23 protein-coding genes are annotated in these 25705 nt (G+C 72.3%); 11 read left to right on the forward strand and 12 right to left on the reverse strand.

The window, feature by feature from the left end; genetic code table 11:
* Nucleotides 1–3: 3 nt before the first annotated feature.
* Nucleotides 4–1476, reverse strand: a complete 1473-nt coding sequence (locus ACIBST_RS00410; protein WP_352351541.1) for a helix-turn-helix domain-containing protein — start codon at nt 1474–1476, stop codon at nt 4–6.
* Nucleotides 1477–1743: 267 nt separating this feature from the next.
* On the opposite strand from ACIBST_RS00410, the gene aceA reads away from it, so the two are divergent.
* Entirely contained in the window at nt 1744–3030 is a 1287-nt protein-coding gene (gene aceA / locus ACIBST_RS00415; RefSeq protein WP_397167797.1) for an isocitrate lyase, read from the forward strand.
* A 127-nt stretch (nt 3031–3157) separates the two neighbouring features.
* Here aceA and ACIBST_RS00420 read toward each other — a convergent pair whose 3' ends face one another.
* The 4 genes from ACIBST_RS00420 to ACIBST_RS00435 form a co-directional block, all read right to left on the reverse strand.
* Nucleotides 3158–3511 carry a hypothetical protein gene (locus tag ACIBST_RS00420; protein WP_352351545.1) on the reverse strand — a complete coding sequence of 118 codons (354 nt, stop codon included), beginning with the start codon at nt 3509–3511 and terminating at the stop codon, nt 3158–3160.
* Between the two features lie 73 nt (nt 3512–3584).
* Nucleotides 3585–5171 (reverse strand): serine/threonine-protein kinase, encoded by a 1587-nt coding sequence (locus tag ACIBST_RS00425; RefSeq protein ID WP_397167799.1) that lies wholly within the window; start codon nt 5169–5171, stop codon nt 3585–3587.
* Nucleotides 5172–5384: 213 nt separating this feature from the next.
* Nucleotides 5385–6221: a siderophore-interacting protein gene (locus ACIBST_RS00430; RefSeq protein WP_397167801.1), complete on the reverse strand. Its 837-nt coding sequence runs from the start codon at nt 6219–6221 to the stop codon at nt 5385–5387.
* 148 nt (nt 6222–6369) lie between these two features.
* On the reverse strand, nt 6370–7344 hold the full coding sequence (locus ACIBST_RS00435; protein ID WP_397167802.1) for an alpha/beta hydrolase: 975 nt from the start codon (nt 7342–7344) through the stop codon (nt 6370–6372).
* Nucleotides 7345–7462: 118 nt separating this feature from the next.
* Here ACIBST_RS00435 and ACIBST_RS00440 point away from each other — a divergent pair, with 118 nt between their 5' ends.
* The 4 genes from ACIBST_RS00440 to ACIBST_RS00455 all read left to right on the forward strand — a co-directional run bounded on the left by ACIBST_RS00440 (nt 7463) and on the right by ACIBST_RS00455 (nt 10270).
* On the forward strand, nt 7463–7873 hold the full coding sequence (locus ACIBST_RS00440) for a hypothetical protein (protein ID WP_397167804.1): 411 nt from the start codon (nt 7463–7465) through the stop codon (nt 7871–7873).
* A gap of 84 nt (nt 7874–7957) precedes the next feature.
* A complete protein-coding gene (locus ACIBST_RS00445) occupies nt 7958–8743 on the forward strand; it encodes an ABC transporter permease (RefSeq protein WP_397167805.1) in 786 nt (261 codons plus the stop codon).
* Nucleotides 8736–9524 (forward strand): ABC transporter permease, encoded by a 789-nt coding sequence (locus tag ACIBST_RS00450; RefSeq protein WP_397167807.1) that lies wholly within the window; start codon nt 8736–8738, stop codon nt 9522–9524. Before ACIBST_RS00445 ends, ACIBST_RS00450 begins: the two co-directional genes overlap by 8 nt.
* A 2-nt stretch (nt 9525–9526) precedes the next feature.
* The gene (locus ACIBST_RS00455) at nt 9527–10270 is read left to right on the forward strand and encodes an ATP-binding cassette domain-containing protein (RefSeq protein WP_397167809.1); all 744 of its coding nucleotides are present in this window, start codon (nt 9527–9529) and stop codon (nt 10268–10270) included.
* Here ACIBST_RS00455 and ACIBST_RS00460 read toward each other — a convergent pair.
* Nucleotides 10264–10746, reverse strand: coding sequence for a hypothetical protein (locus ACIBST_RS00460; protein ID WP_397167811.1), 483 nt, complete (start codon nt 10744–10746; stop codon nt 10264–10266). The two genes, ACIBST_RS00455 and ACIBST_RS00460, sit on opposite strands and share 7 nt — an antisense overlap.
* Before the next feature lie 141 nt (nt 10747–10887).
* Here ACIBST_RS00460 and ACIBST_RS00465 point away from each other — a divergent pair, with 141 nt between their 5' ends.
* Complete coding sequence (locus ACIBST_RS00465) at nt 10888–11424, forward strand: MFS transporter (protein ID WP_397167813.1); 537 nt, start codon at nt 10888–10890, stop codon at nt 11422–11424.
* A 50-nt stretch (nt 11425–11474) separates the two neighbouring features.
* Entirely contained in the window at nt 11475–12212 is a 738-nt protein-coding gene (locus ACIBST_RS00470; RefSeq protein WP_397167814.1) for a YcnI family protein, read from the forward strand.
* Between the two features lie 59 nt (nt 12213–12271).
* Here the strand turns inward: ACIBST_RS00470 and ACIBST_RS00475 are convergent, their stop codons facing one another.
* From ACIBST_RS00475 to ACIBST_RS00485, 3 genes are all read right to left on the reverse strand, one after another.
* Complete coding sequence (locus tag ACIBST_RS00475; RefSeq protein ID WP_397167816.1) at nt 12272–13210, reverse strand: ABC transporter permease; 939 nt, start codon at nt 13208–13210, stop codon at nt 12272–12274.
* Nucleotides 13211–13310: 100 nt separating this feature from the next.
* Nucleotides 13311–14288: an ATP-binding cassette domain-containing protein gene (locus ACIBST_RS00480; protein WP_397167817.1), complete on the reverse strand. Its 978-nt coding sequence runs from the start codon at nt 14286–14288 to the stop codon at nt 13311–13313.
* Nucleotides 14285–15445 (reverse strand): outer membrane lipoprotein carrier protein LolA, encoded by a 1161-nt coding sequence (locus tag ACIBST_RS00485; RefSeq protein WP_397167819.1) that lies wholly within the window; start codon nt 15443–15445, stop codon nt 14285–14287. Before ACIBST_RS00485 ends, ACIBST_RS00480 begins: the two co-directional genes overlap by 4 nt.
* Before the next feature lie 127 nt (nt 15446–15572).
* Between ACIBST_RS00485 and ACIBST_RS00490 the strand changes: the two genes are divergently transcribed.
* A complete protein-coding gene (locus ACIBST_RS00490) occupies nt 15573–16247 on the forward strand; it encodes a response regulator transcription factor (RefSeq protein WP_397167820.1) in 675 nt (224 codons plus the stop codon).
* Nucleotides 16240–17586 carry a sensor histidine kinase gene (locus ACIBST_RS00495; RefSeq protein ID WP_397167822.1) on the forward strand — a complete coding sequence of 449 codons (1347 nt, stop codon included), beginning with the start codon at nt 16240–16242 and terminating at the stop codon, nt 17584–17586. The genes ACIBST_RS00490 and ACIBST_RS00495 overlap by 8 nt, the downstream gene beginning before the upstream one ends.
* A gap of 131 nt (nt 17587–17717) precedes the next feature.
* Here ACIBST_RS00495 and ACIBST_RS00500 read toward each other — a convergent pair whose 3' ends face one another.
* On the reverse strand, nt 17718–18587 hold the full coding sequence (locus ACIBST_RS00500) for a LysR family transcriptional regulator (RefSeq protein ID WP_352328087.1): 870 nt from the start codon (nt 18585–18587) through the stop codon (nt 17718–17720).
* Nucleotides 18588–19218: 631 nt separating this feature from the next.
* On the opposite strand from ACIBST_RS00500, the gene ACIBST_RS00505 reads away from it, so the two are divergent.
* Nucleotides 19219–20310, forward strand: a complete 1092-nt coding sequence (locus tag ACIBST_RS00505; RefSeq protein WP_397167823.1) for a neutral zinc metallopeptidase — start codon at nt 19219–19221, stop codon at nt 20308–20310.
* Between the two features lie 134 nt (nt 20311–20444).
* The gene (locus ACIBST_RS00510; RefSeq protein WP_397167825.1) at nt 20445–22007 is read left to right on the forward strand and encodes an LCP family protein; all 1563 of its coding nucleotides are present in this window, start codon (nt 20445–20447) and stop codon (nt 22005–22007) included.
* Nucleotides 22008–22072: 65 nt separating this feature from the next.
* Here the strand turns inward: ACIBST_RS00510 and ACIBST_RS00515 are convergent, their stop codons facing one another.
* On the reverse strand, nt 22073–23410 hold the full coding sequence (locus tag ACIBST_RS00515; RefSeq protein ID WP_397167827.1) for a hypothetical protein: 1338 nt from the start codon (nt 23408–23410) through the stop codon (nt 22073–22075).
* 204 nt (nt 23411–23614) lie between these two features.
* Entirely contained in the window at nt 23615–25651 is a 2037-nt protein-coding gene (locus tag ACIBST_RS00520; RefSeq protein ID WP_397167828.1) for a spermidine synthase, read from the reverse strand.
* Nucleotides 25652–25705 lie beyond the last annotated feature (54 nt).

Here is a 25705-nt window from a genome sequence, read left to right on the forward strand (position 1 = left end):
AGCTTATGCGAGGGTGGCGTGACGCTCCAGGAAGGTATAGACGTCCGCCTCGTCCACACCCGGGAACGACCCGGGCGGCAGGGCGGCCAGGATGTGCGAGTTGGCCCGCGCGGACGGCCAGGCGTAGCCCTCCCAGCGTTCGGCCAGCTCAGCGGGCGGACGGCGGCAACAATCGCCGTTGGGGCAGCTTGACTTGGTCCGGTTGGTGGTCTCCCGGCCCCGGAACCACCGCGACTCCCGGTACGGCACCCCCAGCGTGATCGCGAAGTCCCGTTCCCGCGAGGGATCGACGTGCGCGACGCAGAAATAGGTGCCGGTGGGGGAGTCGGAATACTGGTAGAACACCGAGAACCGGTCGGGCGAGGCGAACACCTGCCGCCCCGACCACTGCAGGCACATCCGTTGCCCCTCGATGGCCCCCTGCTCGTCGGCGGGGAAGACGATGCCGTCGTTCTCGTACGCCTTGTAGATGGTGCCGCCGGCGTCGTTGCGCACGAAGTGGCAGACGAGGCCCAGGTGGTGGGTGGCCAGGTTGGTGAAGCGGTGGGCGGCCATCTCGTAGGAGACGGCGAACACGTCCCGCAGGTCCTCCACCGACAGCGCCCGCGCCGCCTTGGCCTCCTGGAGGTAGGGGGCGGCGGCCCGTTCGGGCACGAGCACGGCGGCGGCGAAGTAGTTGGCCTCGGTGCGCTGGCGCAGGAAGTCGGCGAAGTCGCGCGGTTTGCCGTGGCCGAGCGCGAGGTGCCCGAGCGTCTGGAGCAGGATCGTGCGCGGGGTGTGCATGCCGAGCTGCTCGTGTTTGACGTAGATGCGCCGGTTGCGGAGGTCGGTGATGGAACGCACCGAACGCGGCAGGTCCTGGGCGGTGTGGACGGTATAGCCGAAGTGCGTGACCAGGCCCTGGATCGTGCTCTGGGACAGGGCTCCGGTGCGGTAGCCGACGGCGTCGAGGGCCTCGGCCGCGGCCTTCTCGATGTCGGGGAAGTAGTTGCCCACCTCGCGCTGCCTGCGCCGCAGCTCGGCGTTGGCGGCCCTGGCCTCCTCGGGGGTGGCGGTGCCGCGGGCCTGCCGGGCGCGCAGCTCGCCGTACAGGCCGAGCAGGTGTTCCAGGACGTCGTTGGGCACGCGCGCGGACACCTTGAGCCGGGGCAGGCCGAGCCCGGCGTAGATGGGGTCGCGCTGCGCCTCCTCCAGCGCGATCTCCAGCTGGGCGCGCCGGTTGGGCGGCTGACGGCGCAGCAGCTCCTCGACGGGGACGCCAAGCGCGGTCGCCAGGGACTTGAGCAGCGAGAGCTTGGGCTCGCGCTTGCCGTTCTCGAGCAGCGACAGCTGGCTGGGCGCCCGGCTCACGCGCGAGCCCAGGTCCGACAGGGTGAGGCCGCGCTGTTTGCGCAGGTGGCGCAGACGCTGGCCGAACGCGATCAGATCGAGCTCCTGCGTCAAAGACAGCGGTTCTTCGCCTAGCAGGGACGCCATACAGGCATCTTAGACAGAAATTCGGCCCATTTTCTAGCCTTTGGGCACCCAGGGCGCGTCGCAGCGGGACGCCCGAGCCGCGTGCGCCTCGGGATGAGGATTGGTCTAGGCCAACAGGAAAACTTGCGATTTCTTCTCATCTGAATACCCACGAGTAATGCACATGCTGGAAACTTTGACGCTTCTTCTCCGCCCTGAAGCCTATTGACCTGCGGCCTCCGGGCAGATCATCGACGTGAGCCCCAGGGGACGACAAAGGAGCGAACGATGAACGATCGCCTCAAGGGAGCTGCGGAGCAGCTGCAGGACAAGTGGGACAACGACCCTCGCTGGGCGGGCGTCGAGCGCACGTACAGCGCGCAGGACGTGATCCGGTTGCGGGGAAGCGTCCAGGAGGAGCACACGCTGGCCCGGCTCGGCGCCGAGCGCCTGTGGGACCTGCTGCACACCGAGGACTACGTCAACGCCCTCGGCGCGCTGACCGGCAACCAGGCCGTCCAGCAGGTGAAGGCCGGACTGAAGGCGATCTACCTGTCCGGCTGGCAGGTGGCCGCGGACGCCAACCTCGGCGGCCAGACCTACCCGGACCAGAGCCTCTACCCGGCCAACTCCGTGCCGGCCGTCGTGCGCCGCATCAACAACGCGCTGCTGCGCGCCGACCAGATCACCTGGTCGGAGGGCGTGCCGGACGCGCCGCACTGGCTGGCGCCGATCGTGGCCGACGCCGAGGCCGGCTTCGGCGGCGTGCTGAACGCGTTCGAGCTGATGAAGGGCATGATCGCGGCCGGCGCCGCGGGCGTGCACTGGGAGGACCAGCTCGCCTCCGAGAAGAAGTGCGGCCACCTGGGCGGCAAGGTGCTCATCCCGACCGGCCAGCACATCAAGACGCTCAACGCCGCGCGGCTGGCCGCCGACGTGTGCGGCGTCCCCTCACTGATCGTCGCGCGGACCGACGCACAGGCCGCGACGCTTTTGACCAGTGACGTGGACCCGCGCGACCAGGCCTTCACCACCGGCGAGCGCACCGCCGAGGGCTTCTACCGGGTGCGCAACGGCGTGGACTCCTGCATCGCCCGCGGCCTGGCCTACGCCCCCTACTCCGACCTGCTGTGGATGGAGACCGGCACCCCGGACCTGGACGTGGCCCGCGAGTTCGCCGAGGCGATCAAGGCCCGCTACCCGGACCAGATGCTGGCCTACAACTGCTCGCCGTCGTTCAACTGGAAGGCGCACCTGGACGACTCCACGATCGCCAAGTTCCAGCGCGAGCTCGGGCACATGGGGTACAAGTTCCAGTTCATCACGCTGGCCGGGTTCCACTCGCTGAACTACTCGATGTTCGACCTCGCCCAGGGCTACGCCACCGACGGCATGACGGCCTACGTCGAGCTCCAGGAGGCCGAGTTCGCCGCCGAGTCGCGCGGATACACCGCGACCAGGCACCAGCGCGAGGTCGGCACCGGCTACTTCGACCTGGTCAGCACGGCCGTCGCGCCCGACTCCTCGACGACCGCGCTCAAGGGCTCCACCGAGGAGGAGCAGTTCCACCACTGATTTCCTGATCTCGCCGGCCACCTCCAGGGCATGGGATGGTTCCCCCGGCGAAGGGCCGCGCCGGCTCCCCCAGCCCGGCGCGGCCCCTTTTCATGCCCGCCGCCGACCGCCCGTGACCGCCGTGCGCTCAGCCGCCCTCCCGGGCCCACGACGGCAGGTCCTGCCGCTCGGTGATGTCGCGGACGAGCTGGGCGTGCGCGTCCTCGGCCTGCTGCCTGGTGGACCAGTGCAGGCTGAGCACCTCCTCGCCGCCCGTCCCCGGATCGGCGCCCGGCGGCGACAGGCGCACGGTCGACTCGAACAGCAGCGGCACCGTCCCGCCGTCGGCCTGGTCGAGCACCAGGTGCAGGGTGCGGATGCGGAACGTTCCCGCGGCGGTGCCGACGCGGTCGTCGCCGATCGTGCGCCGGGCGCGGTCGGCCAGCAGCTCCTGCGCCCGCGCCGGGCTGATGGGGTTGCCCTCTATGTCGTAGTAGCTCATGTACGGCCTCGCTCTCGGGTGCGGGAGGCTGACCACGCTTCCCCCGCTCCCCTCGATCATGAGGCATGCGCGGTCAGGACGCTCCGGTGGCCGTCGGGGTGGCCGGGCCCGAGACGCTGGGGCCGGGCGACTCGCCGGGGCCGTCCTGGGGGATCGTGCTGATCGAGCCCGACGGCCGCGGGCAGTCGCGGCGGCCCCCGCCCCCGCCCCCTCGGCGGCGACCCGGCGGACCGGCGCACGGACCGGGCTCCTCCCCGCCCGGATCGCCCAGATCGCCCGGTCCGGACGTGCCGGACGGGCGGGCGGCCCGGGACGGCCGGGACCGGCGGACGTCGTCGGTCCACCGGTCGGGCTCCGGGGTGAGGATCGCGAACTGCCCGCCCGGCGTGCGGGAACGCGTGCCGGGCACAGCCGGCGTGGCCGCGCTCGCCGCAGGCGCCACGCGCGCGGACGGCCGGACGCCGCCAGGGGTCGCCGTGGGCCGCTCGGTCGTGCGGACGCCGTCCTGCGGCTGGACGACCGCGGGATCGGGCAGCAGCGAGCCGCCGCCGAGGCTCAGGGCGTCCCCGCCCGAGGCCGCGATCACGGTGACCGCCGCGATCGAGACCGTGGCCAGCGCGGCGAAGCCGGCGTGCGACAGGTGCGCCCCGGCCTTCGCCCTGCCCCTGCGGCCACTCCCCCGCCCGTTCCCGCGCCGGCTCCCGCGGCCGTTCCCGCGCCCGTTTCCGCGCTCGGCCCCGGCCGGCTCCTCCGCCGGGGTGACCGGGCCGCCGACCGCCGGATGGGGCACCTCGGCCCAGCTCCCGTCCAGCACGTCGGAGACCGCCCGGCGCAGGTCCCACGGATCCCCCACACCCCCGGACGCCAGCAGCGCCCGCAGCAGGGCGGCCGATCCGGGACGCGAGCCCGGATCCTTGGCCAGCGCCGCCTCCACCGCCGGGCGCAGCAGGACGGGCACGCCGTCGAGCCGCGGCGGGTCGAACAGGATGCGCCGGGTCAGCACGTCCGCCTCGCCGCCGCCGAACGGGTGGTGCCCGCTCGCGGCGTAGGCCACCAGGCAGCCCCAGGCGAACACGTCCGAGGCGGGCAGGGCCGGGCCGCCGGTCAGCCGCTCGGGCGCCACCCAGCCGGGACTGCCCATGACCTGGCCGGCCTGGGTGTGGGCGGCGAGGGTGTCCACATCGCGGGCGATGCCGAAGTCGATGACCCGCGGCCCCGCGGGCGACAGCAGCACGTTGCCGGGCTTGAGGTCGCGGTGCACCAGACCGGCCTCGTGCACGGCCACGAGCGCGGCGGCCACGCCGAGCGCCACGCCGTAGGCGAGGTCGGGCGTGAGCGCTCCCCCGGCCTTGACCACCTGGGACAGCGCGGGCCCCGGAATGTACTCCGTGACCAGGTACGGACGGCCGTCCTCGACCCCGTCCTCGATGACGGCGGCGGTGCAGAAGGGCACCAATCTCCGCGAGAAAGCCACTTCCTCGGCGAAACGCGCCCGTAACGTGGCATCGTGGAGATGCACCGCGTGCGGCGTCTTGAGCGCGACCAGGCCCCCTTGCGGGTGTTCGGCCAGGTACACCACTCCCATCCCGCCCGTCCCCAGGCGGCCGAGGAGAAGGTACCGGCCGATGACGACCGGGTCGCCCACCGTAAGCGGTCGCACGCCAGGAGGCATGTCGCTCGCACCACGCGCCATCCGGGTCTCGCCTCTCCTGTGGGGGACACGGCAAGGCACACTGTGGCGGCATCCGGGGGCCCTTTCCGCATGTCTTGCGCAAGGGGTATCGAAGGTAAGGCGTTCGTGCCCGGAAGGTTAGTAAGTCCTGGGTTGGAACGTTCTGAAGTGGTTTTTGGTGATTGGCGGCCTTTCAGCGGGTCAGGAGGCCAGGGCGCGGGCCTCGTCGGCCTCGACCTCGCGGTTCCAGTCGTTCTTGACCGCCCGCCAGCCCTCGTCGTCCACGCCGATGCGCCAGTAGCCGGAGATGGACAGCCGCTCCATCGGCACGCCCCGCTCCAGCCGCAGGTGACGGCGGAGCTCCTTGACGAAACCGGCCTCGCCGTGGACGAACGCGTGCACGTCCCCCTCGGGGAACTCCAGCGCGCGCACCGCCTCCACCAGCGCCTGGCCGACCGGCCGCGCGCCCCGGTACAGCCAGGTGATCCGCGCGTCGGCGGCCGTGCCGAGCTTCAGCTCGTCCCCGGGGCCGTCCACCTCCAGCAGGACGTGGGCGAGGGCGCCGTCGGGCAGCGCCTCCAGGGAGGCGGCGATGGCCGGCAGCGCGCTCTCGTCGCCCACCAGCAGGTGCCAGTCGGCCTCCGGGTCGGGCGCGTAGCCGCCGCCGGGGCCCAGCATCAGCACGACGTCGCCGGGCTCGGCCGCGGCGGCCCACGGCCCGGCCAGGCCCTTGTGGCCGTGGTGGACGAAGTCGAGGGTCAGCTCAAGGGCGTCGGGGTCCCAGGCGCGCACGGTGTAGGTGCGCAGGCGCGGCCACAGCTCGCGCGGCATGGTCTCGCGCACGTGCTTGACGCTGAAGGGCTCGGGGTAGTCCACGCCCTCGTGCGGGAAGACGAGTTTCACGTAATGGTCGGTGAGGCCGCGGCAGGCGAAGTCGCGCAGGCCGTCGCCGCCGACCACGACGCGGATCATGTGCGGGGAGAGCCGCTCGGTCCGCAGGACGACGCCCCGATGGTGGTCCGTGGGCTTGTCAGCCATCACTTCAGCCCCCATGTGTTAGTTAGGTATACCTAACCTTACAGCGGGATTGACGGGCATGGCCACCGTAACGCTGAGACGCCTTCCTCCGCGCGCAACCCCAAACTGTGAAATATCAGCTCAAGCTACCCCCATACGGCTGGCCCAGTCAGGCCGCCGTCGAATGCCCCCTGCGCGCCGCACGGGCCGCGACGGCCTCCAGGAACGCCGACATGTGCCGGAAGGCCAGCCGCGCCTCCGGCAGGACGTCGGCCAGGATCGGGAACGCGTGCGGCATGCGCCGCCACTCCTCGTACCGCACCGGCACCCCCGCCTCCCGGGCGCGCTCGGCCACCCGGCGGGCCTCGTCCCGCAGCACCTCCGTGGAGCCAGTGACGATCATCAGCGGCGGCAGGCCGGTGAAGTCGCCGTGCACCGGCGAGACCAGCGGGTCCCACGGGTCGAGCCCGCAGGTCCAGTGGCGGGCCAGCCATCGCACCCGGCCCGCCGGCAACATGGGGTCGTGCCAGCGGTTGGCGCGGCGCGGGATGTCGGTCAGGTCCGCCCAGGGCGACAGGCAGATCGCGGCGGCGGGCGTCGGCAGGCCGCGGTCGCGCAGCGCCAGCAGGGTGGCCAGGGTCAGATGCCCGCCCGCCGAGTCCCCGGCGATGACGATGTCCTCGGGGGCGTGCCCGTTGCGCATCAGGCACTCGTAGGCGTCCAGCGCGTCGGCCAGGGAGTCGGCCAGCGGGTGCACCGGCCCCTGCCGGTAGTCCAGCGCGAGGACCGGCCGCCGGGCCACGGCCGACAACCGCCAGGTGATGGGCCGGTGGGTACGCGGCGAGCAGGAGAAGTATCCGCCGCCGTGGAAGTAGAGCACCGCCTTGCGCTCGTCCACCCGGCCGGCGCGGACCCACTCGCCGCCGCAGTCCGGCCCCTCGGCGGGCGCGACGACGGCGTGCTCGGGCAGGCGCAGCGGCATCAGCTGCGCCAGCTCGCCCAGGCGGGCCGCGCCGATCAGGGCCAGCGGATGACGCATCAGCACCGTGGAGGCGGGCTTCAGGGTGCCCCACATGACCGAGGTCAGGGCCCTGGCCTGCCAGCTCAAGGGGTAGTCGGGTGCCACGTCCTTGTTGATGCGCATGACGGTCCTCCACCCCTTTTCTTCCCGGTACGTGACGGCTCTACCGGCCAGTAAGGATCTCGTCCCTTCCGCGAATATTCCGGCCTTGTGCGACTCTGGGGATATGGCGGGATATTCGGTGACTCCGCGCCCCCGCAAGCTCGGCATCAAGCCGGGACACCAGGTCCTGGCCCTCGACGCCCCCGCCGGCCTCGACCTCGGCGAACCCGCCGCCACCGTGCACCGCGAGCAGGGCCCGCCCGCCGACGCCCGTTCCCCGTACGACGTCGTCCTGCTCTTCTGCCCCGACGCCGCCGCTCTGCACCGCGTGCTCCCGCCGGCCAAGTCCGCGCCGGCCAGGAACGGCGGCCTGTGGATCTGGCGGATCAAACCGGCCTCCGGCATCCCCACCGACCTGTCGGACCGCCTCGTCCGCGACTTCGGACTGGCCGCCGGGCTGGTCGACAACAAGGTCGCGGCGATCGACGAGACCTGGTCGGGCCTGCGCTTCGTTTATCGCGTTGCGGACCGCCGACCCACCGGCGGATAATTCCAGGCTTCCGCCAAGGCAGACCCGTGCCCGACCCCAGGCACGGCGCGTGACCGTGTCCTCACTCTCGGGAGGTGAGCCACCATGCCCCTCTACGCCCGCCTCGTCCGGTACGGCTTCCGCAAACACGCCGTCTACGTCTGGGCCGCGCTCGCCGGCGCGTTCACCAACGGCGTGTTCGGCATCCTGCGCGCCCACGTCCTCATCGCCCTGTGGCAGGCCCGGCCCGGCCTGGCCGGCTACGACGTCACCGACGCCGTCACCTACTGCTTCGTCACCCAGGCCCTCATCGGCCCGATGATGCTGTTCGGCGGCGGCCTGGCCATCCCCGAGCGCATCCGCAGCGGCGACATCGCGCTCGACCTCGTCCGCCCCGCCTCCCTCCAGCTCTGGTCGCTGGCCGAGGACCTGGGCCGCGCCGCGTACCTGCTGCTGGTGCGCAGCCTCCCGCCGCTGCTGCTCGGCGCCGCCCTGTTCGGCATCACCGCCCCCGCCTCCCCGGCCGGATGGGCGGCGGCCCTGACCGGCTGCCTCGCCGGCGTGCTCATCAGCTTCGGCTGGCGCTACCTCGTCGCGCTGTCGGTCTGCTGGCTCGCCGACGACCGCGGCGTGGCCGTCGTCTCCCTGGTCATGACGACGTTCTGCAGCGGCATGATGCTCCCCCTCCACCTGTTCCCCGGCCCGCTGGGCGAGGTGGTCAGAGCCCTGCCGTGGGCCTCCATGGTCCAGGCGCCCGCCGACCTCTACCTCGGCAAGGCCCCCGTGGGGCAGACGCTCGCCCTCCAGGCGTTCTGGGCGGCGACGCTGTTCGCCCTCGGCCTCCTGGCCACCCGCGCCGTCCGCCACAAGGTGGTGATCCAGGGTGGTTAGGACGTACTTCCTGCTGGCCTGGACCTGGACCCGCGCCGCGGCCGCCTACCGCCTCTCCTTCGCTCTGATGGTGGTGTTCGGCCTGGTCACGGGGGCGATCGACGTCGCGGCCATCCTCGTCGTCTTCGCCAACACCACCACCCTGGCCGGCTTCACCCGCGAGGAGGTGCTGTTCCTGTACGGCGCCTGCGCCGTCTCCTTCACGATCTGCGACACCTTCGTCAGCAACCTCGACCGCATCAGCCAGCACATCAAGGCCGGCACGCTCGACACGATCCTCATCCGCCCGGCCGCCGCCTGGGTCCAGATCGCCGCCGACCGCTTCGCGCCCACCAGGGTCGGCCGCGTCCTCCAGGCCGTGGCCGTGCTCGCCTACGCCGTCGCCGCGCTCGGCCTCGACTGGCGGCGGGCCTGGATGATCCCCGTCATGATCGTCACCGGCGTCGTCATCTTCACCGCGCTGTGGACGCTCGCCGGCGCGCTGCAGTTCGCGCTGACCGACGCCCCGGAGGTGGTCAACACCTTCACCTACGGCACCCACCAGCTCAGCCAGTACCCCCTCAGCATCTATGCCCGCGACCTGGTCCGCGGCGTCACGTACGCGCTGCCCCTGGCCTTCGTCAACTGGCAGCCCGGCCTCTACGTCCTGGGCCGGGACGACCCGTTCGGCACGCCCGGGTTCATGCGCTTCCTCGGACCGGCCGCCGCGCTGGTCCTCGCCCTGGCCGCCGCGGCGGCCTGGCGGCAGGGCATCAGGCACTACCGATCGACGGGGAGTTAGCAATGATCGAACTGCGCGAAGCGGGACGCTCGTTCAAGGTCAGACGCGCTGTCGTGCACGCCGTACGCGACCTGTCGTTCAGCGTGCCGGCCGGCGAGTTCGTCGGCTACCTCGGGCCCAACGGCGCGGGCAAGTCCACCACGATCAAGATGTTGTGCGGCATCCTCACCCCCACCACCGGCTCGGTGCGGGTGGCCGGGCTCGACCCCTCGCGCCGGCGCACCGCGCTCGCCCGGCGCATCGGCGTGGTGTTCGGCCAGCGGACGACCCTGTGGTGGGACCTGCCGCTCAAGGACAGCTTCGAACTGGTCCGGCACCTTTACAAAGTAGATCGCGGAACGTTCCGGGTCCGGCTGGCCGAGCTGACCGAGACCCTCGACCTCGGCCCCTTCCTGCGCACCCCGGTGCGCCAGCTCAGCCTGGGCCAGCGCATGCGCGGCGACCTGGCCGCGGCGCTGCTGCACGCCCCCGACGTGCTGGTGCTGGACGAGCCCACCATCGGCCTCGACGTGGTCAGCAAGGCGAGCATCCGCGGCTTCCTGAAGCGGCAGAACGCCGAGCGCGGCACGACCGTGCTGCTGACCACGCACGACCTCGGCGACATCGAGCGCCTGTGCCGCCGGATCATGCTGATCGACCACGGCCGGCTGGCCTTCGACGGGACGCTCGCCGAGCTCATGGCCACGGCGCCGGAGCAGGCCACCATCGAGGACGTGGTGACCAGGCTCTACACCGGCGCTCAGTAGTAGCCGCCCTCCCGCGTGGTCTCGTAATCGTCGTCGTCGAGGTCGTCGTGCGGGCGCGACCAGCGGGAGGGCATCAGCACGGGGATGAACAGGACCACGCCGAGCAGGGCCAGTACGCCCGTGGTGAGCAGCGTCCTGTCGCCCGCGCCGGCGTCCCTGACGATCTGGTGGACCGACGCCGCGTCGGGGATCAGGGACAGCGCTCTGCCGGTGTCGAGGGCGTAGACGACCGTCCAGGCCAGCAGCACCATCGAGGGCACGAACGTGGCCAGCGGCGAGATCCGGCCGGCCACGACGAGGCCGACGACCAGCCCGACCGCGGCCATGGCGCCGAGGGCGATCCACATCTTCTGGTTGTCGGGCGGCGGCGGGGTGATCGCCGCACTGGCGAGGGCCTGCTGCACGGCCCATCCGCCACCCCCGAGGACGGCCGCCGTGACCACGACGCCGATGAGCAAACCTGCTAAGTGCCGCAACGTTCTCACCTCAAATGTCAACGCGAATGTCAACGCGCTCGGCACGACCCTAGCGACAAATGCCATTTCCGGACCAGGCATCAGCCCGCCCGGAAGTTAGGGGTCTCATGCGACCGACCCTCGTGAGACCATGTGGCACACATGCGTGCGCGACTTCCCCTCCGGCTCGCGCGGACGGCCGCCTTCGCCGCCGTCTGCGTGACCCTCGCTGCCCTCGCCCACGTGGCGGGCGGCGGCGGGCGTCCGGGGCCGTGGGCGGCGGCGCTGGGCCTGGTGGCGGTGTCCGGCCTGGGGCTGGCGCTGTCCGGCAGGGAGCGCTCGGCGCCGCTGATCAACGTCGTGCTGGGCGTGGCGCAGTTCGGCCTGCACGAGCTGTTCGCCGGCGGCAGCCCGTCCTCCTACGTCTTCGAGCACGGCCACGGCCAGGGCCTGGCCGTCAACGCGGGCATGCTGCTCGCGCACCTCACGGCGACCCTGATGACCGGCTGGTGGCTGTCGCGCGGCGAGATCGTGCTGTGGTCGCTGCTGCGCCGGCTGGGGTTGCGGCTCGTGCCGCCGCTGCTCGCGGTCGTGCCCGCGGTGCGGCCGGGCGTTCCGGTCGTGCACACCAGGGCGGTCCCCCCGCAGCCGGGGTTCCGGCACCGGGTGGCCAGGCGTGGTCCTCCACTTCCCGCCTGACCTGCTGACACCCGTAGACCCCCTGTCCTTTTCCGAAGTGGAGTTCCGCCATGTCCTTCGTCCGTCGCGCGGCGACCGTGCTCGCCGCCGCCACCGCCCTCACCGCCGGCCTGGCGCTGCCCGCGCTGGCCCACGTCTCCATCAACCCGGGCACCGCCGAGCAGGGCGGGTTCACCAAGGTCGCCTTCCGGGTGCCCAACGAGCGTGACAACGCCTCCACGACCAAGGTCCAGGTCAGCTTCCCCACCGACCATCCGCTGGCGTTCGTGTCGGTCAAGCCCGTGCCGGGCTGGGACGTCAAGGTCACCGAGGGCAAGCTGCCCAAGCCGGTCAAGACGGAGTACGGCGACCTGGAGGAGGCCGTCACCACGGTCGTGTGGTCCGGCGGCAAGATCAACCCGGGTGAGTTCCAGGAGTTCGAGGTGTCCATGGGCCAGTTGCCCAAGGACGTCGACTCGCTGACGTTCCCGACGAAGCAGACCTACTCCGGCGGCGAGGTGGTCGACTGGGCCGACGCGCCCAAGTCCGACGGCACCGAGGCCGAGCACCCGGCGCCCACGCTGAAGCTCGTCCCGGCCTCCGGCGACGACGACCACCACCACTCCGCCGCGAGCGCGTCGGCCTCGGCCGCTCCGGCCGCCGCCACGGGCCCGTCGGTGGCGCCGGTGGCGGCCGCCTCGGCCTCCTCCTCCGACGGCACGGCCCGCCTGCTGGGCGGCGCCGGGCTGGTCGTCGGCGTCATCGGCGTCGTCGTCGGCGCCTTGGGCCTGCGCCGCCGGGCGGCCTGACCCGCGCGAGGCGGCGTCCCCGGCCGGGCACCTCGCCCGGCCGGGGACGCGCCGCCCGGTCAGGACGTGATGTCCTTGCCGGAGAAGCGCGCCCACGCGATCGAGCAGAACAGCACGATGTAGGCGCCGAAGGCCAGCAGCCCGTCGCGCAGCGCCGACAGGTCCATCGGGCTGCGCAGCACCGCGTCGAAGCCGGTGAACCTGGTCGGCAGCAGGTACGGCGTCACCGCGCTCAGGTCGGGGAAGGCCCGCAGCACCTGGCAGACGACCACCAGCACGAGCGTGGCGGCCACCGCCCCGATGGACACCTCGGTGAACGTCGACAGCGCCAGCGCGACGGCCGCCAGCGCCGCCATGCCGGCCCCGACGTAGCCGACGGCGACGAGGATGCGCAGCAGCCCCTCGCCCATGGAGATCGTGGTGCCCGACAGCAGCGTCACCGGCCCGGCCGGGAACAGGATCAGCCCGGTGACCAGCGCCGACAGCGCCACCACCGCCGTGACGGCGTAGGCGAAGACGACCGCGTTGAGGTATTTGACGGCCAGCAGGCGGGTGCGTCCCGCGGGCGCGGCCAGCAGGTAGCGCAGGGTGCCGCCGCCCGCCTCCCCGGCCACCGAGTCGCCCGCGACCACGCTGACGGCGACCGGCATCAGCAGCAGCACGAGGAACGAGAACGCGACGAACGTCAGCATGAGGCTGTTGCCCGCCACGCTCTGGACGAACCCGCCCATCCCGTCGCGGTCGTCGCCGCCAAACGCGCGCAGGGCCAGGCCGAGGACGGCCGGCACGGAGGCGAGCACGGCCAGCATCACCAGGTTGCGCGGCCGGCGGAAGGTCAGCCCCAGCTCCGAGCCGAGCAGCCGCCAGAACGCCCACCGCGCCCGCCGCGGGCCGCCGGCGGCGTCCGTCCACGCGTCCTGCGCGGGGCCCGCCGCGACCGCCGCGACGTCCGCCGGGTCCGGGGTGCGCCGCTCCACGGTGCGCAGCGTCTCGGTCACCGGAACCAGGCCAGGCGTGCGCCCGCCGGCCCGGCGGTCGCGCGTCTCCGGCGTCCGGGTGTCCCGCGGTGCGTGCGTCTCAGCGTCCGGCGCCGAGGTGTCAGCCGTCGACATCGAAGCCCTCCCCCGTCAGTCCGACGAAAACGTCCTCCAGGCTCGGCCGCAGCACGGCCAGCCCGCGTACGGCGACCCCTTCGCCGACCAGCGCGGCGTTGATCCGCTCCGGGGCGTCGCCGCCCAGCTCGGCCGTCACCTCGGCCTCGCCGCGCCGCACGTCGGCCAGCCCCAGGCCGCCGAGCACCCGCGCGGCGTCGGCCACGTCGGGCGTCTCGACCCGGACGCGCGTGGCCAGGCCGCCGTTCAGCGAGGCGATCGTGCCCTGGGCGGCCAGCTTGCCGGTCCGCATGATGGCGGCGTGCGTGCACATCTGCTCGACCTCGGCCAGCAGGTGCGAGGAGACGAAGACGGTGGTGCCGCCCGCGGCGATGTCCTTGACCAGCGCGCGCACCTCGCGGGTGCCCTGCGGGTCGAGGCCGTTGGTCGGCTCGTCCAGGACGAGCAGCTCGCGCGGGCCGAGCAGCGCGGCCGCGATGGCCAGCCGCTGGCGCATGCCGAGCGAGTAGTTGCGGTAGCGCTTGCCGGCCGCGGCCGACAGGCCCACCCGGTCGAGCGCGGCGGCGACGCGCGCCCGCGCGGTGCGGCGCACGGCGGTGGGGTCGGCGGCGTCGAAGCGCATCAGGTTGGCCTCGCCCGACAGGTACGGGTAGAACGCCGGCCCCTCCACCACCGCCCCCACCCGGGGCAGCGCCCGCGGCAGCGGCAGCCCGAGCAGGGAGTGCTCCCCCTCGGTGGGCGCGATCAGGCCCAGCAGCATGCGGATGGTCGTGGTCTTGCCCGAGCCGTTGGGCCCGAGGAAGCCGAAGACCGAGCCGCGCGGCACCGCCAGGTCGAGCGCGTCCACGGCCACCTGGCCGCCGCGGAAGCGCTTGGTCAGGCCGCGCGTGACGATGGCGTGCTCCCCGGAGGGCGGGGCCGCCCCGAAGGGCGCCCCCGCTTCCTGCGTGACGGCGGTGGTCACCTGATGCCCGCCGCCTGGGTGATCTCCTCCGGGGTGACCGCGCCGACCAGCAGGCGGCCGTCGTCGGTCAGCAGGACGGTGACGAGCTTGGTCCTGATCAGCCGGCCCGAGCCCCACGTGCCGCTCACCGGCGTGGCCGACTTCAGTACGGTGTCGGCCAGCGCCCCCACGTCGGCCTGCGAGCCGTCGCCGGGCGCGGCCCCGTCGCCCGCCGGCCGGCCGGCCGCCGTGAGGTCCTCCGGCTTGAACGGCAGGACGGCCACGGACGTCCACCCGTCGCCGACGACCTTGAGCTGGCCCGCGACCTTCTCGGCCTGCTCGGCGTGCTGCTCGGCGCGCTTGGCGTCGCCCAGCTCGCTGAGGTCCTTCTCCTCCACCTTGGCGCCCGCGGGCGGGGTGAAGACGAAGTTCTCCGGGGCCGGGGGCGTGAACGTCACCTGGGTGAAGCCGACCTGGAAGGCCGGTTCGGCCGAGCCCTTGGCGTAGACCTGCACCTGGAGCGGGACGTAGGTCTCGCCGTCGAGCGCGAGCCGCACCTCCTGCACCAGCGAGCCCTCGTCCTTGGGGGCGAGGACGAGCTGGTAGACCGGACGGCCCGCCACCTCGGCGGTGTTGATCACGCGGACCGCGGTGTGCTCGTCGGCCTTGGCCAGCACCTGCTCGGCCACCTGCGCCGGCGTCAGCTGGGTCGGCGGCGGGCTGGGCAGCTTGTGCTCCTGGCCCGTGCCGGGCTTGACGGTCAACCTGGTCGCGGTGTTGGTGGCGCTCTGCCAGTACCAGCCCTGGTCGCCGTTGACGATCAGGTTGGTCTCGTTCAGCTGGGTCGGCATGGCCACGCGGAACCGGTCGGCGCCGCCGTACCAGACCTTGATCTCGTGCGAGCCGGACAGCAGGCTCAGCGGCGACTCACCGCCGGTCTGGGGCAGCGACGGCAGGCCGAGCGAGGCCGTCTGCTGCACCGTGCCGGACATGGGCGGCAGGCCGCCCCCCTTGCTCGTCGCCGCCACGGCGTCGGCCAGCAGCTGCTGGGCCGAACGCTCGGGCAGGACGGGCTCGCCGCTGACCGCCGCGATCACCGGGCCGGCTCCGATCGCGCCACCGATCAGCGCCGCCGCGGCGATCGGGACTCCCCACCTCACGAACGTGCCTCTGCGCATCTCACTCCTTAACGGTATGTCGATGACCAGAGCCTGCGGCATGCATCCTGTGGCCGGCCTGAGACTGTCTGAGACGCCTCTCAGGCTTCTCAGCGGCGTCTCAGCTCAGGGACGGGAGAATCAGCACATGAGAGTACTGGTCGTCGAGGACGAGCGGCGGATGGCCGCGGCCCTCCAGCGCGGGCTGCAGGCCGAGGGGTTCGCCGTGGACCTCGCCCACGACGGCGAGGAGGGCCTGCACGCGGCCCGGCAGGGCGACTACGACGTCGTGGTGCTGGACATCATGCTGCCGAGGCTGTCGGGCTACAACGTGTGCAAGCAGTTGCGCGCCGAGGAGAACTGGGTGCCGATCCTCATGCTGTCGGCCAAGGACGGCGAGTACGACATGGCCGACGGCCTCGACCTGGGCGCCGACGACTACCTGACCAAGCCGTTCTCGTACGTGGTGCTGGTGGCCAGGCTCCGGGCCCTGCTGCGGCGCGACTCGGGGCGGCGGCCGTCGGTGCTGGCGGCCGGCGACCTGACCCTCGACCCGGCCCGCCGGAAGGTGCAGCGGGGCGAGAGTCCGGTGGAGCTGACGCCGCGGGAGTTCGCGCTGCTGGAGTTCCTGATGCGCCGCCGTGACGAGGTGGTGTCGAAGGCGGAGATCCTGGAACACGTGTGGGACACCTTCGACACCGACCCCAACGTGGTCGAGGTCTACGTCGGCTACCTGCGGCGCAAGGTCGACGCCCCGTTCGGCAGGAACGCGCTGCAGACCGTGCGCGGCGCGGGCTACCGGCTGGCGGGCGACGGTGGCTGACACCCCGATGGCCTGGTGGCGGCGTCAGGGGCTGCGGTTCAGGCTGACGGCCGCGGCGGCCGCCGTGCTGGCGCTGGCGCTGGCGCTGTCGGCCTCGGTGCTGCTGTCGGTGCTCGACCGCGCGCTGATCGACACGGTCGACACCTCGACCCGGCAGCAGGCCCAGACCGTGCGCGTGGCGGCCGACGCCGGGACGCTGACCAGCCCGATCACCACGCACGACGGCACGATCGTCCAGGTGCTCGACCGGAGCGGGCGGATCACGCACGTCACGTACGGCACCGACCGGCTGGTGCCGCTGCTGGACGCGGCGGCCAGGGCCAGGGTGCTGCGCGAGGGGCGGGCGACGTTCCTCGACGGGCGGCCGTACGCGATCCCGGGGCCGCTGCGGGTGGTGGTGCTCAGCGCCGACCACGGGCAGACGGTGCTGGCGGCCAGGCCGATCGGCGAGATCCAGACGAGCCTGGGCGTGGCCGGGCGCGTCCTGCTGGTCGGCACGCCCGCGCTGGTCGTGCTGCTGGCGGTGGCGAGCTGGCTGATGATCGGCCGGACGCTGCGCCCGATCTCCTCGCTGCGCCGGGTCGCCGCCGAGATCACGCACACGGCCCGGTCCCGGCGGCTGCCGGTGCCGCAGTCGCGCGACGAGGTGTACGCCCTGGCCACCACGCTCAACGGCATGCTGGCCCGGCTGGAGGAGGCCGAGCAGCGCCAGCGCGCGCTGGTCTCCGACGCCGCCCACGAGCTGCGCAGCCCGCTGGCCAGCATCCGGCTCCAGCTTGAGGTTGCGCTCGGCCATCCGGAGGGCCAGGACTGGCGGGAGACCGCCGAGGGCGTGCTGGAGGACGCCCTGCGGCTGTCCAGGCTGGCCGAGGACCTGCTCGCGCTGGCCCGCCTGGACGAGCGCGGCGGGGTTCCGGCCCGCGACGAGCCGGTCAACCTGGACGAGGTGGTGCGCCAGGTCGCCGAGCGGTACGGCGAGGCCCGGCTGACCGCGTGCGACCCCGTGGTGGTGCGCGGGGACGCCCTCGACCTGAGCCGGGTGCTGACGAACCTGATGGACAACGCCGTCCGGCACACCTCCTCGAAGGTCGAGGTGGCGCTGACCGCCGACGGCGTGCTGACGGTGACCGACGACGGGCCCGGCATCCCCGAGCAGGACCGGGAGCGGGTGTTCAACCGGTTCACCCGGCTGGACTCCGGGCGCAGCAGGGACGAGGGCGGGGCCGGTCTGGGGCTGGCGATCGTCCGGGAGACCGTGCGCGCCCACGGCGGGACGGTGGTCCTGCAGGACGCGGCGCCGGGCCTGCGTGCCGTGGTCCGCCTTCCGGTGTCCCGCTAGGCGGGCCCGAGCCATCCGCGGGGGCGATCGGCGGGAGGGCGGCGGGGACGCTCGCCCGCGCGACGCGCTCGGGGCGCCGGCGGGCTGGTGGTCACAGGCGGGGACTGCGGGGGATCATGGAACGTTCCTGGTCAGGCGGCTGTGCCCTTCTCCGCCGTGGACAGGAAGTCCTGGGCGATGAGGGGCAGGCGGCGGCGTGCGTGCACCACGGCGATGACGCGCCGCACGGCCGGTTCGAGTGAGCGCACCACCAGGCCCGCCCTGGCGGCCTGGTCGGCCATGCCGCGGTACCACAGCAGCGAGGCCTGGCCGGCGCGGACCGCGTTCAGCCAGCCGTTGCGCTCGTCGGTCTCCAGGACGACCACGGGGGTGACGGCGTACTTGCCGAACATGGCGTCGAGCTCCCTGCGCCGCGAGCTGCCGCGGGCGGGCAGCGCCAGGCGCATCCCGTGCAGCTTGCCCATGGGGACCGGGTTGGGCAGATCGAGCCCGGGCGGGGAGATCAGCACGATCTCCTGGCGTTCGAGCGGGTGGGTGATGAGGTCGGTGGGCACGGGCAGATCGGTGAGCCCGAGGTCGGCCCGCTGATCCCGGATGGCGCTGACGACGCCGTCGCGGCCGTCGCAGCGCACGATGTGCACGCGTACCCCTGGGTGCTCGGCCGCGTAGGCAGGGAGCAGCCGCCCCGCGAGTCCGGGTTCGAGACTCGGGGTGGAGGCGATGCGCAGTTCGGCCTCCGTCACGCCGGCGTGGTTGGCCAGGCCCTCGATCTCGTGCACGGCGTCGAGCGCCTCCCTCGCCAGCTTGACCACGCGGCGGCCCTGGGCGGTGACCACCACGCCGCGGCCCGAGCGGGCGAAGAGCGTCATGCCGAGCTCTCGCTCAAGATCGCGGATCGCGCGGGACAGCGCAGGCTGCGCGATGTAGAGCGACCTGGCCGCGTCGGTCATGGTGCGGTGCTCCGCAGTCGCGACCACATAGCGGAGCTGCTGGAGATTCATGCCAACGAAGCTAGGACACCGCCCTGCTCCGGGACCGGCAGATAGCGGAGATCACCTCGATTGATTTCGGAGCGTGACCGAGTACCGCTACATCCGTGACGGGTGATAAATCAGTATGCTTTTGCCCCAAATTTGGCAAAGATCCTTTGGGGTCTGCCGCAAAGCCGTGCATTGCAGACAAGCGGGTTAACGGGGAGACACGGTGACAGCAAACGGGCAATATCCACCTCCGCCACAAGGGCCCGGGCAGCCCCTTCGGCCCCCTTCGCGGCCCTGGCCGCCGCCGGGCTACGGGCAGTCCCAGCCGCAGGGCGGTCAGCCCTACCCGCAGACGCCGCCGGCCCCGCCCCAGGGCCCTCCGCAGGGCCCTCCCCAGGGGCCGCCGCAGGGGCCGCCGCAGGGGCCGCCGCCCGGCCGTCAGCCCTATCCGCCGCAGCACCACCAGCCGCAGGGATATCCGCCGCAGCCACCGCCCCCGCAGGGCCCGCCGCAGGGCCCCCCTCAGGGCCCGCCGCAGCCCCCGCAGGGCTATCCGCCGCAGGGACAGCCGCCGCGCGGCCCGCAGTATCCGCCGCCGCAGTACGGCCGGCAGTACCAGCCGCCACCACCACCGCCGCCGCCCATGCAGACCATGCCCACGAGGCAGTGGCCGCAGCAGCCGAGGAAGAAGTCCGGCATGGGGGTCGCCGGCGTCCTCGGGGTCGTGTTCGGGTCGCTGGCGGCGCTGTTCGTGCTGATCGTCATCGGGGCGGCGATGCTGAAGTCGTCCTCGCACACGGACACGACCACGCCGGTGGCGCTCCCGTCGTACGAGCCGTCGCGGACCGACGAGCCCTTCCCCAGCCAGGAGCCGACGCACGACACCTCGTCGCAGGAGCCCACCCAGGAACAGACGGAGGAGCCGACCCAGGAGCCTACGCAGCAGCCGTCGCAGCGGCCGACCGAGCGGCCGACCCAGGAGACGGTGACGCCGCCCAAGCAGGTCACGCTCAACACCAGCCTGAAGAACAACACCCTCTACCGGGCGGGCAGCCTGCCCCGGGTGAACTGCCGGGCCGGGAACACCAACATCTTCAGCCACAGCCAGCTCAAGGCGCTGATCCTGAAGACCGGCCGGTGCATGGACAAGGCGTGGGGGCCGATCCTGCAGCGGCAGGGGATCGCGTTCAGCCCGCCGAGCTACGCCGTCGCGGCCGGGCGCGGACGGGGCGCGTGCGGCGACTATCCGTCGGCCGGGAGCATGGTGCCGTACTACTGCCCGCGCAACAACACGATCTACGCCTCCACCTCGGCGATGTCCAGGGGCAACGGCAACGCGCGCGGCTACGGCCAGATCATCTCCTGGCACGGCGGCATCATCAGCATGATGGCCCACGAGTACGGCCACCACGTCCAGAACATCACCGGCGTGATGGACTCCTGGTGGCAGGGCACGGTGAACTCCTCCAGCCAGAGCGGCAAGCTGGCGCTGAGCAGGAAGCTGGAGCTGCAGGCCACCTGTCTCGGCGGCATGTGGATGCGCTCGGTCGCCTCGTCCTACCCGGTCCCGTCGTCGCTGCGCTCGCGGCTGTTCTGGTTCTACGCGCAGGTGGGCGACTATCCCGGCTATCCGCGCGACCACGGCACGCCCGCCAACAACAACCGCTGGTTCCGGCAGGGGTGGGAGAGGGACAAGACGTACCAGTGCAACACGTGGCTGGCGCCGTCCTCGACGACCTCCTGAGCGACACGTGGCGTTCATCTCATGTTGAAGAGTTGTCTCTGATGTCCAGGTATGGGGGCTAGAATCCTGGCAATCTTGTGCCCGACATGGGGCGAACGTCATTTTTTGCCTGGTAGGCGTGTGAAGGAGCCGGTGTGAGCAAGCGCGATCGGGTGGACGCCGTGCCCGGAGGCGCCAAACGGCGGACTCCACGCCCGCGCAAGGGCTCCTCCCCCGCGCCGCGCTTCGCCAAACCCCTGACGACCGCCTCCGTCATCGGCTGGACGGCTCTGTCCGCCCTCGTGCCCGGCGCCGCGCATCTGCGGGCCGGGCGCCGTCGTACCGGGCTGATCATGATCGGCGCGTACGCGGCCGTGCTGCTCGGGGCCCTGGCCTTCGGCCTGACCCGCAACCTGAGCGACGTGACCGGCCTGGCCGAGGACGGCGCCATGATGACGGTGATCGTCATCGCGTCCGCGTGCGCGCTGGCCTGGTTCGCCGTGATCGCGGTCTCGTACGTGGCGCTTGGCCCCAACAGGCTGAACCAGCAGGGCCAGGTGGTGACCGGGATCGTCGTGGGCGTGCTGTGCGTGGCCGTCATGTCGCCGTTCGCGCTGACGGCCAACTACGTGCTGGCCGGGCGGAACGCCGTCAACGCGATCTTCCCCTCGCACCCGGACCCGGAGAACCCCGTCCAGATCAAGAACCCCGAGGACCCCTGGGACGGCAAGACCCGGGTGAACTTCCTGCTGGTCGGCGGCGACGCCGCGGGCAACCGCGTGGGCGTGCGCACCGACAGCATGACGGTGGCCAGCGTGGACACCAGGACCGGCAACACCGTGCTGTTCAGCCTGCCGCGCAACCTGCAGCACGTGCGCTTCCCGCCGTCCTCGCCGCTGCACAAGCACTTCCCCAACGGCTACATGGCCGAGCTGCCCAACGGCGGCCTGCTCAACGAGGTCTGGCAGTACGCCAACGACAACCCGCAGCTCATGGGCGGCAAGAACCGCGGCCCGCGGGCCCTCATGGACGCCATCGGCTACACCCTGAACCTCAGGATCGACTACTACGCCCTGATCAACATGTACGGCTTCGCCGCCCTGGTGGACGCCATCGGCGGCCTGAAGATCCGGGTCGAGGAGGACGTCAAGTGGGGCGGCCACTTCGGCACCGCGGGCACGATCAAGGCGGGCTACCGCAAGCTGTCGGGCGAGCAGGCCCTGTGGTACGGCCGCTCCCGCGTCAACAGCGACGACTTCTCCCGCATGGGACGCCAGCGCTGCGTGATCGGCGCCTTCGCCCAGCAGGCCACGCCCGGCGTGATCCTGACGAACTTCACCAAGATTGCCGGAGCGGCCAAGCGGCTGGCCCAGACGAACATCCCGCGTCCGCTCGTCGCGCCGCTGGCCGACCTGGCGCTCAAGGTCAAGGACGCCAAGATCACCAGCCTGCAGTTCGTGCCGCCGGACTTCTACTCGGGCAGGCCCGACTGGGTCAAGATCCGCGCGGCGGCGAAGAAGGCGATCGCCGACTCCGACCGCTCCGGCCGCCAGGCCCAGACCGCCAACGTGACCGCGTCCCCCGGCTCGCCGGGCTCCCCGACGGCCACGCCGTCGCGGACCCGTACGCAGGCCCAGGGGGGCACGCCGACCGAGACCCCGACCCGCAACAGCCAGCGGGGCGGCGCGAAGTCCCTGACGGAGCTGTGCGGCCTGTGAGCGTCGCCCCCGCCGGAGCCGGGCTCCTGCGGGAGCTCTGATCGGCCGAGGCTCGCGACCTCAGGTCACTTCGTCAGGTGCCCGAGGATCCAGTCGGCGAGCGTGCCGGTGACCGTGCCGTGCTCGGAGTTGTCGGAGTCGCACTGGTAGTCGTCCAGCTCGCTGTGCTCCGGTGACAGGGCGGTGATGTCGGTGTAGAGGTCCACGGTCCAGTCCACGGGGTCGTACTGGAGCGCGACGGCGCTCACGGTGGGGACGAAGCAGGCCGACCGGAACCGGCCGGCGATCGGCGCGCCGAAGGCGTCGGCGACCATGCCGTAGGAGGGCAGCGTGCCGCCGGGCGCCCCGTCGAAGGCCGCGACGTCGCTGGTGCGGCTGGTGCTCGCCCACAGCGGGACGGCTCGCATGCCGCCCACCCGCTGACGGGCGCCCCGGTCCGGCTGGGTGCGCACGGTGGCGCCGGCCAGCCCGTCCCGGGCCGTCCACTCGAAGGCCAGGGCGTCGGGCGGGACGTTGCGGCCGGTGCCGTCGGCGGCGCCGTTGGAGACGCCGAGCTTGCGCGGCCTGAGCGGGAACCAGCCGGCGGCGCGCAGGTCCTCGATGAAGGCCAGGCGCAGCGGGCTGGCCGTGGCGACCGGCCCGCAGTAGCGCCCGTCCGGCACCCAGCCCCACAGGAGCTGCTGCGCGGCCGGGCTCCTGATCAGGTCGGCCTGGCCGGGCGCGGCCGGCGCGAGGGTCTCGGCGAAGTAGGCGAGCTGCTGCAGGATCAGCGGGATCCAGGCGCCGTTGTGCGGCGAGTCGTAGGACAGGTACGTCATCGTCTGGTGGTCCTCGCGGCGGCGTTCCATCTCCGCCAGCGCGTAGCGGGTGACCAGGCCGCCCGCGCCGAGGCCGCCGACGATCAACGGCGTGGTGCCGAGCCGCTCGCGGATCGCGCGGCCCACGCACGCCGCGGCGACCCCGGCGTTGGCCTGGATGTGGGTGTGGCGGGCGGCGAAGCCGAGCAGCACGACGTCGATGCCCTGGGCGAGCAGCCGGCTGAGCAGCCGGTCGCCATGCGGCGGGTACGGCGCGTCGAGCCGTCCCCAGAGCCCGGCCAGGTCGCTGGGCCCGTGGCCGAACCCGTCGGCGAAGATCATGGGACGGACGAGCGCGTCGTGGCCGGCGGCGAGGTGGACGGCGGCCGTCCCCGTGGCGAGCCGGCCCTGGTAGGGCCAGGCGGAGGCGAGCTCCCAGCGCGCGTCGGGCTCGCGGTGCTCGCCGGAGCCGCCGGGCTCGTGCGTGAAGAACACCCCCGCGGGGAGCGCTGCGGCGATCTGTTGCGCGCGTCCGGCGGGCGCGGGCTCGCACTCCTGTGCCTGAATGCGCTCGACGTCGATCCTGGCCGCCCCTGGTGTCGCCATGACTGTCACCTTTTCTCGTGGGTTACCGGATGTGACCCCCGATTCGCGTGCCCGCCTTTCTGAATATCGTTCGATCTTTTTCCGGATTCGATGACGTATCCAGCTCACCTCGCCCGCGACGACAAATCAACCCGCGTCGCCGACAATTCATCCTGACCATCGGTCAAGGCATTACAGAGGATCGCCGCGAGCCATTTCCCTTTGTCACACGAGCGCGGTCTTTCGCGGCATCAGCGCCAGGGCGCCCAGGTAGAGCAGGGCGGCCACGATGAGCAGGCCCTTGTAGCCGATCACCAGCGCCAGGTATTCCAGGCAGCCGCCGACCATCGCGCCGAGCAGGTTGGCGCCGAAGGACGTGGTCGCGTCGGCGGTGTCGGAGAAACGTTTGGCGAAGACCACGTTCGCCGCGAAGATCGGCAGGAACGCCACCGTCACGGCCGCCACGGCGCGCAACGGCACCGGCAGCGACAGCAGCCACGCGTTGGGCACCAGCCAGGCCAGCAGCAGGCCGGCCAGCAGCACGGCGTACATGACGGGCAGCGGCGGGGTGCGGAAGCGGCGGGTCACCTCGACGGCGGCGAGCACGGCGACCAGCACCCCGGCGAAGACGATCGCGTTGACCACCCAGGTGGTGCCGAACAGCAGCGCGAAGCCCGTCACGCTCTTGGTCTCCAGCAGCATGAACGCCACCCCGAGCAGGAACAGGTCGGCGTAGGGCTTCATGCGCCCGTAGGGGCCCGCCACCACGCGGACGGCCAGCAGGCTGACGATGAGGATCAGGCCGAGGGTGATGATGTAGATCGGCGGGATCGTCCGGTCCTTCAGGTAGAGGAAGGGGCGGTCGTCGTCGGCGGGGGCCGGGGTGCCGGCGGCCGCGCCGGGCCACTGGCTCGCGCAGCGCTGGTCGGCGGCGGTCAGGCCGGCGGTGATGACGGCCTGCTGGCCGGCGGTGCTGACCACGTCGACGCACGGTTTGTGGCCGAAGGCGGTCTGCATGGTCGAGGCCAGGCGGTCGACCAGCCAGCTCTCGCGGTAGTAGTTGTACATCGAGAACGTGCCGCCCGGCCGCAGGTGGTCGCGGGCGGCCCGCATGGCCTCCTCGGTGAACAGGTAGCTCTCCAGGCGCAGCGAGCTGGCCCCGGACACGAGGGTGAGCGAGTCGGGCAGGGCGAACAGGATCAGGTCGTAGCGGTCGCCGCTGCGCTCCAGGAAGGCGCGGCCGTCGGTGATGTGGGTGGTGACGCGCGGGTCGGCGTAGGGCTTGTCGGGGTGCAGGCTGCCGCCCAGCTCGCGCAGCTTGGGGTCGATCTCGACGGCGTCGACGTGCTGCGCGCCCTTGGACAGCGCGATGGCCACGTCGGTGCCGCTGCCCGCGCCGACGATCAGCACGTTCTGCGGCGGCCTGGTGGTGCGCTCGTAGGGCAGCCCGTACTGGCGTTCCCACTGCAGGCGGGCGTAGGCGGGCACGGCCTGCTGGTGCGGGATGCCGTTGACGGAGATGTCGGTGACCGGCACGCCGAGCATCTGCATCGCCTTGTAGGTCACCTTGTAGTACGGCGACCACAGCGCCCCGGCCGTCAGCGTCTCCGACAGCAGCAGGCCGGCGACCAGGAGCGAGGGCAGGACCACCAGGCCCAGGTAGAGCGAGCGGGGCCGGGGCACCAGGAGCAGGCCGTAGCACAGGGCCGCGACCACGCCCCAGAACACCGGCGGCGCCGACAGGAACGACAGCGCCGTGAACGCGGCGATGCCGCTGAGGCTGCCGATCAGGTCGTAGCGGTAGGCCTCCAGGCGCGGCAGCTCGGGGAAGCAGCGCCCGACCAGCTCGGCGGGCCCCATGAGCACCGCCGCCGCGGCGATGAAGATCACCGGCAGGATCAGCCAGGCGGGCGGCCCGACGGTGCCCAGGCTCGTCCAGTACAGGACGCCCTCGGTGTTGCGGTCGACCGTCACCGGGAAGGCCAGCACGAGGGCCACCAGGACGAGCAGGACGACCGGCGAGTAATACGGCTGGCGGCGCGAGCGCCCCACGCGCAGAAATCCGAGCCCGATTCCCAGAAAAGAACCGAGCAGGACAAAATTGGTGAAATAGCTCAGATGAACGATGTTCGAGCCGGTCCACCTGATGAGCGCCAGTTCGAGGAAGAGCATGAAGGCACTGGCGAGGACGAGCCTCGGCCGCACCGGCAGCCAGTGTTGTCTTTCCCCGTCGGAAACCGGCGTCTGCGCCTGGAGCGTCATGATGCATCACCGTAGTGAACAGACCGAGGACAAGGAAGCCTGACGCCCCGGAAA

The sequence above is a fragment of the Nonomuraea sp. NPDC049684 genome (assembly GCF_044465345.1).
GTDB lineage: Bacteria > Actinomycetota > Actinomycetes > Streptosporangiales > Streptosporangiaceae > Nonomuraea.

Coding starts and splice junctions, on each gene's coding strand:
- ACIBST_RS00505 (WP_397167823.1), top strand. CDS start 19,219: ATGCCCACGAGGCAGTGGCCGCAGCAGCCGAGGAAGAAGTCCGGCATG.
- ACIBST_RS00520 (WP_397167828.1), bottom strand. CDS start 25,651: ATGACGCTCCAGGCGCAGACGCCGGTTTCCGACGGGGAAAGACAACAC.
- ACIBST_RS00500 (WP_352328087.1), bottom strand. CDS start 18,587: ATGAATCTCCAGCAGCTCCGCTATGTGGTCGCGACTGCGGAGCACCGC.
- ACIBST_RS00430 (WP_397167801.1), bottom strand. CDS start 6,221: ATGGCTGACAAGCCCACGGACCACCATCGGGGCGTCGTCCTGCGGACC.
- ACIBST_RS00455 (WP_397167809.1), top strand. CDS start 9,527: ATGATCGAACTGCGCGAAGCGGGACGCTCGTTCAAGGTCAGACGCGCT.
- aceA (WP_397167797.1), top strand. CDS start 1,744: ATGAACGATCGCCTCAAGGGAGCTGCGGAGCAGCTGCAGGACAAGTGG.
- ACIBST_RS00490 (WP_397167820.1), top strand. CDS start 15,573: ATGAGAGTACTGGTCGTCGAGGACGAGCGGCGGATGGCCGCGGCCCTC.
- ACIBST_RS00465 (WP_397167813.1), top strand. CDS start 10,888: ATGCGTGCGCGACTTCCCCTCCGGCTCGCGCGGACGGCCGCCTTCGCC.
- ACIBST_RS00470 (WP_397167814.1), top strand. CDS start 11,475: ATGTCCTTCGTCCGTCGCGCGGCGACCGTGCTCGCCGCCGCCACCGCC.
- ACIBST_RS00515 (WP_397167827.1), bottom strand. CDS start 23,410: ATGGCGACACCAGGGGCGGCCAGGATCGACGTCGAGCGCATTCAGGCA.
- ACIBST_RS00435 (WP_397167802.1), bottom strand. CDS start 7,344: ATGCGCATCAACAAGGACGTGGCACCCGACTACCCCTTGAGCTGGCAG.
- ACIBST_RS00410 (WP_352351541.1), bottom strand. CDS start 1,476: ATGGCGTCCCTGCTAGGCGAAGAACCGCTGTCTTTGACGCAGGAGCTC.
- ACIBST_RS00420 (WP_352351545.1), bottom strand. CDS start 3,511: ATGAGCTACTACGACATAGAGGGCAACCCCATCAGCCCGGCGCGGGCG.
- ACIBST_RS00485 (WP_397167819.1), bottom strand. CDS start 15,445: ATGCGCAGAGGCACGTTCGTGAGGTGGGGAGTCCCGATCGCCGCGGCG.
- ACIBST_RS00445 (WP_397167805.1), top strand. CDS start 7,958: ATGCCCCTCTACGCCCGCCTCGTCCGGTACGGCTTCCGCAAACACGCC.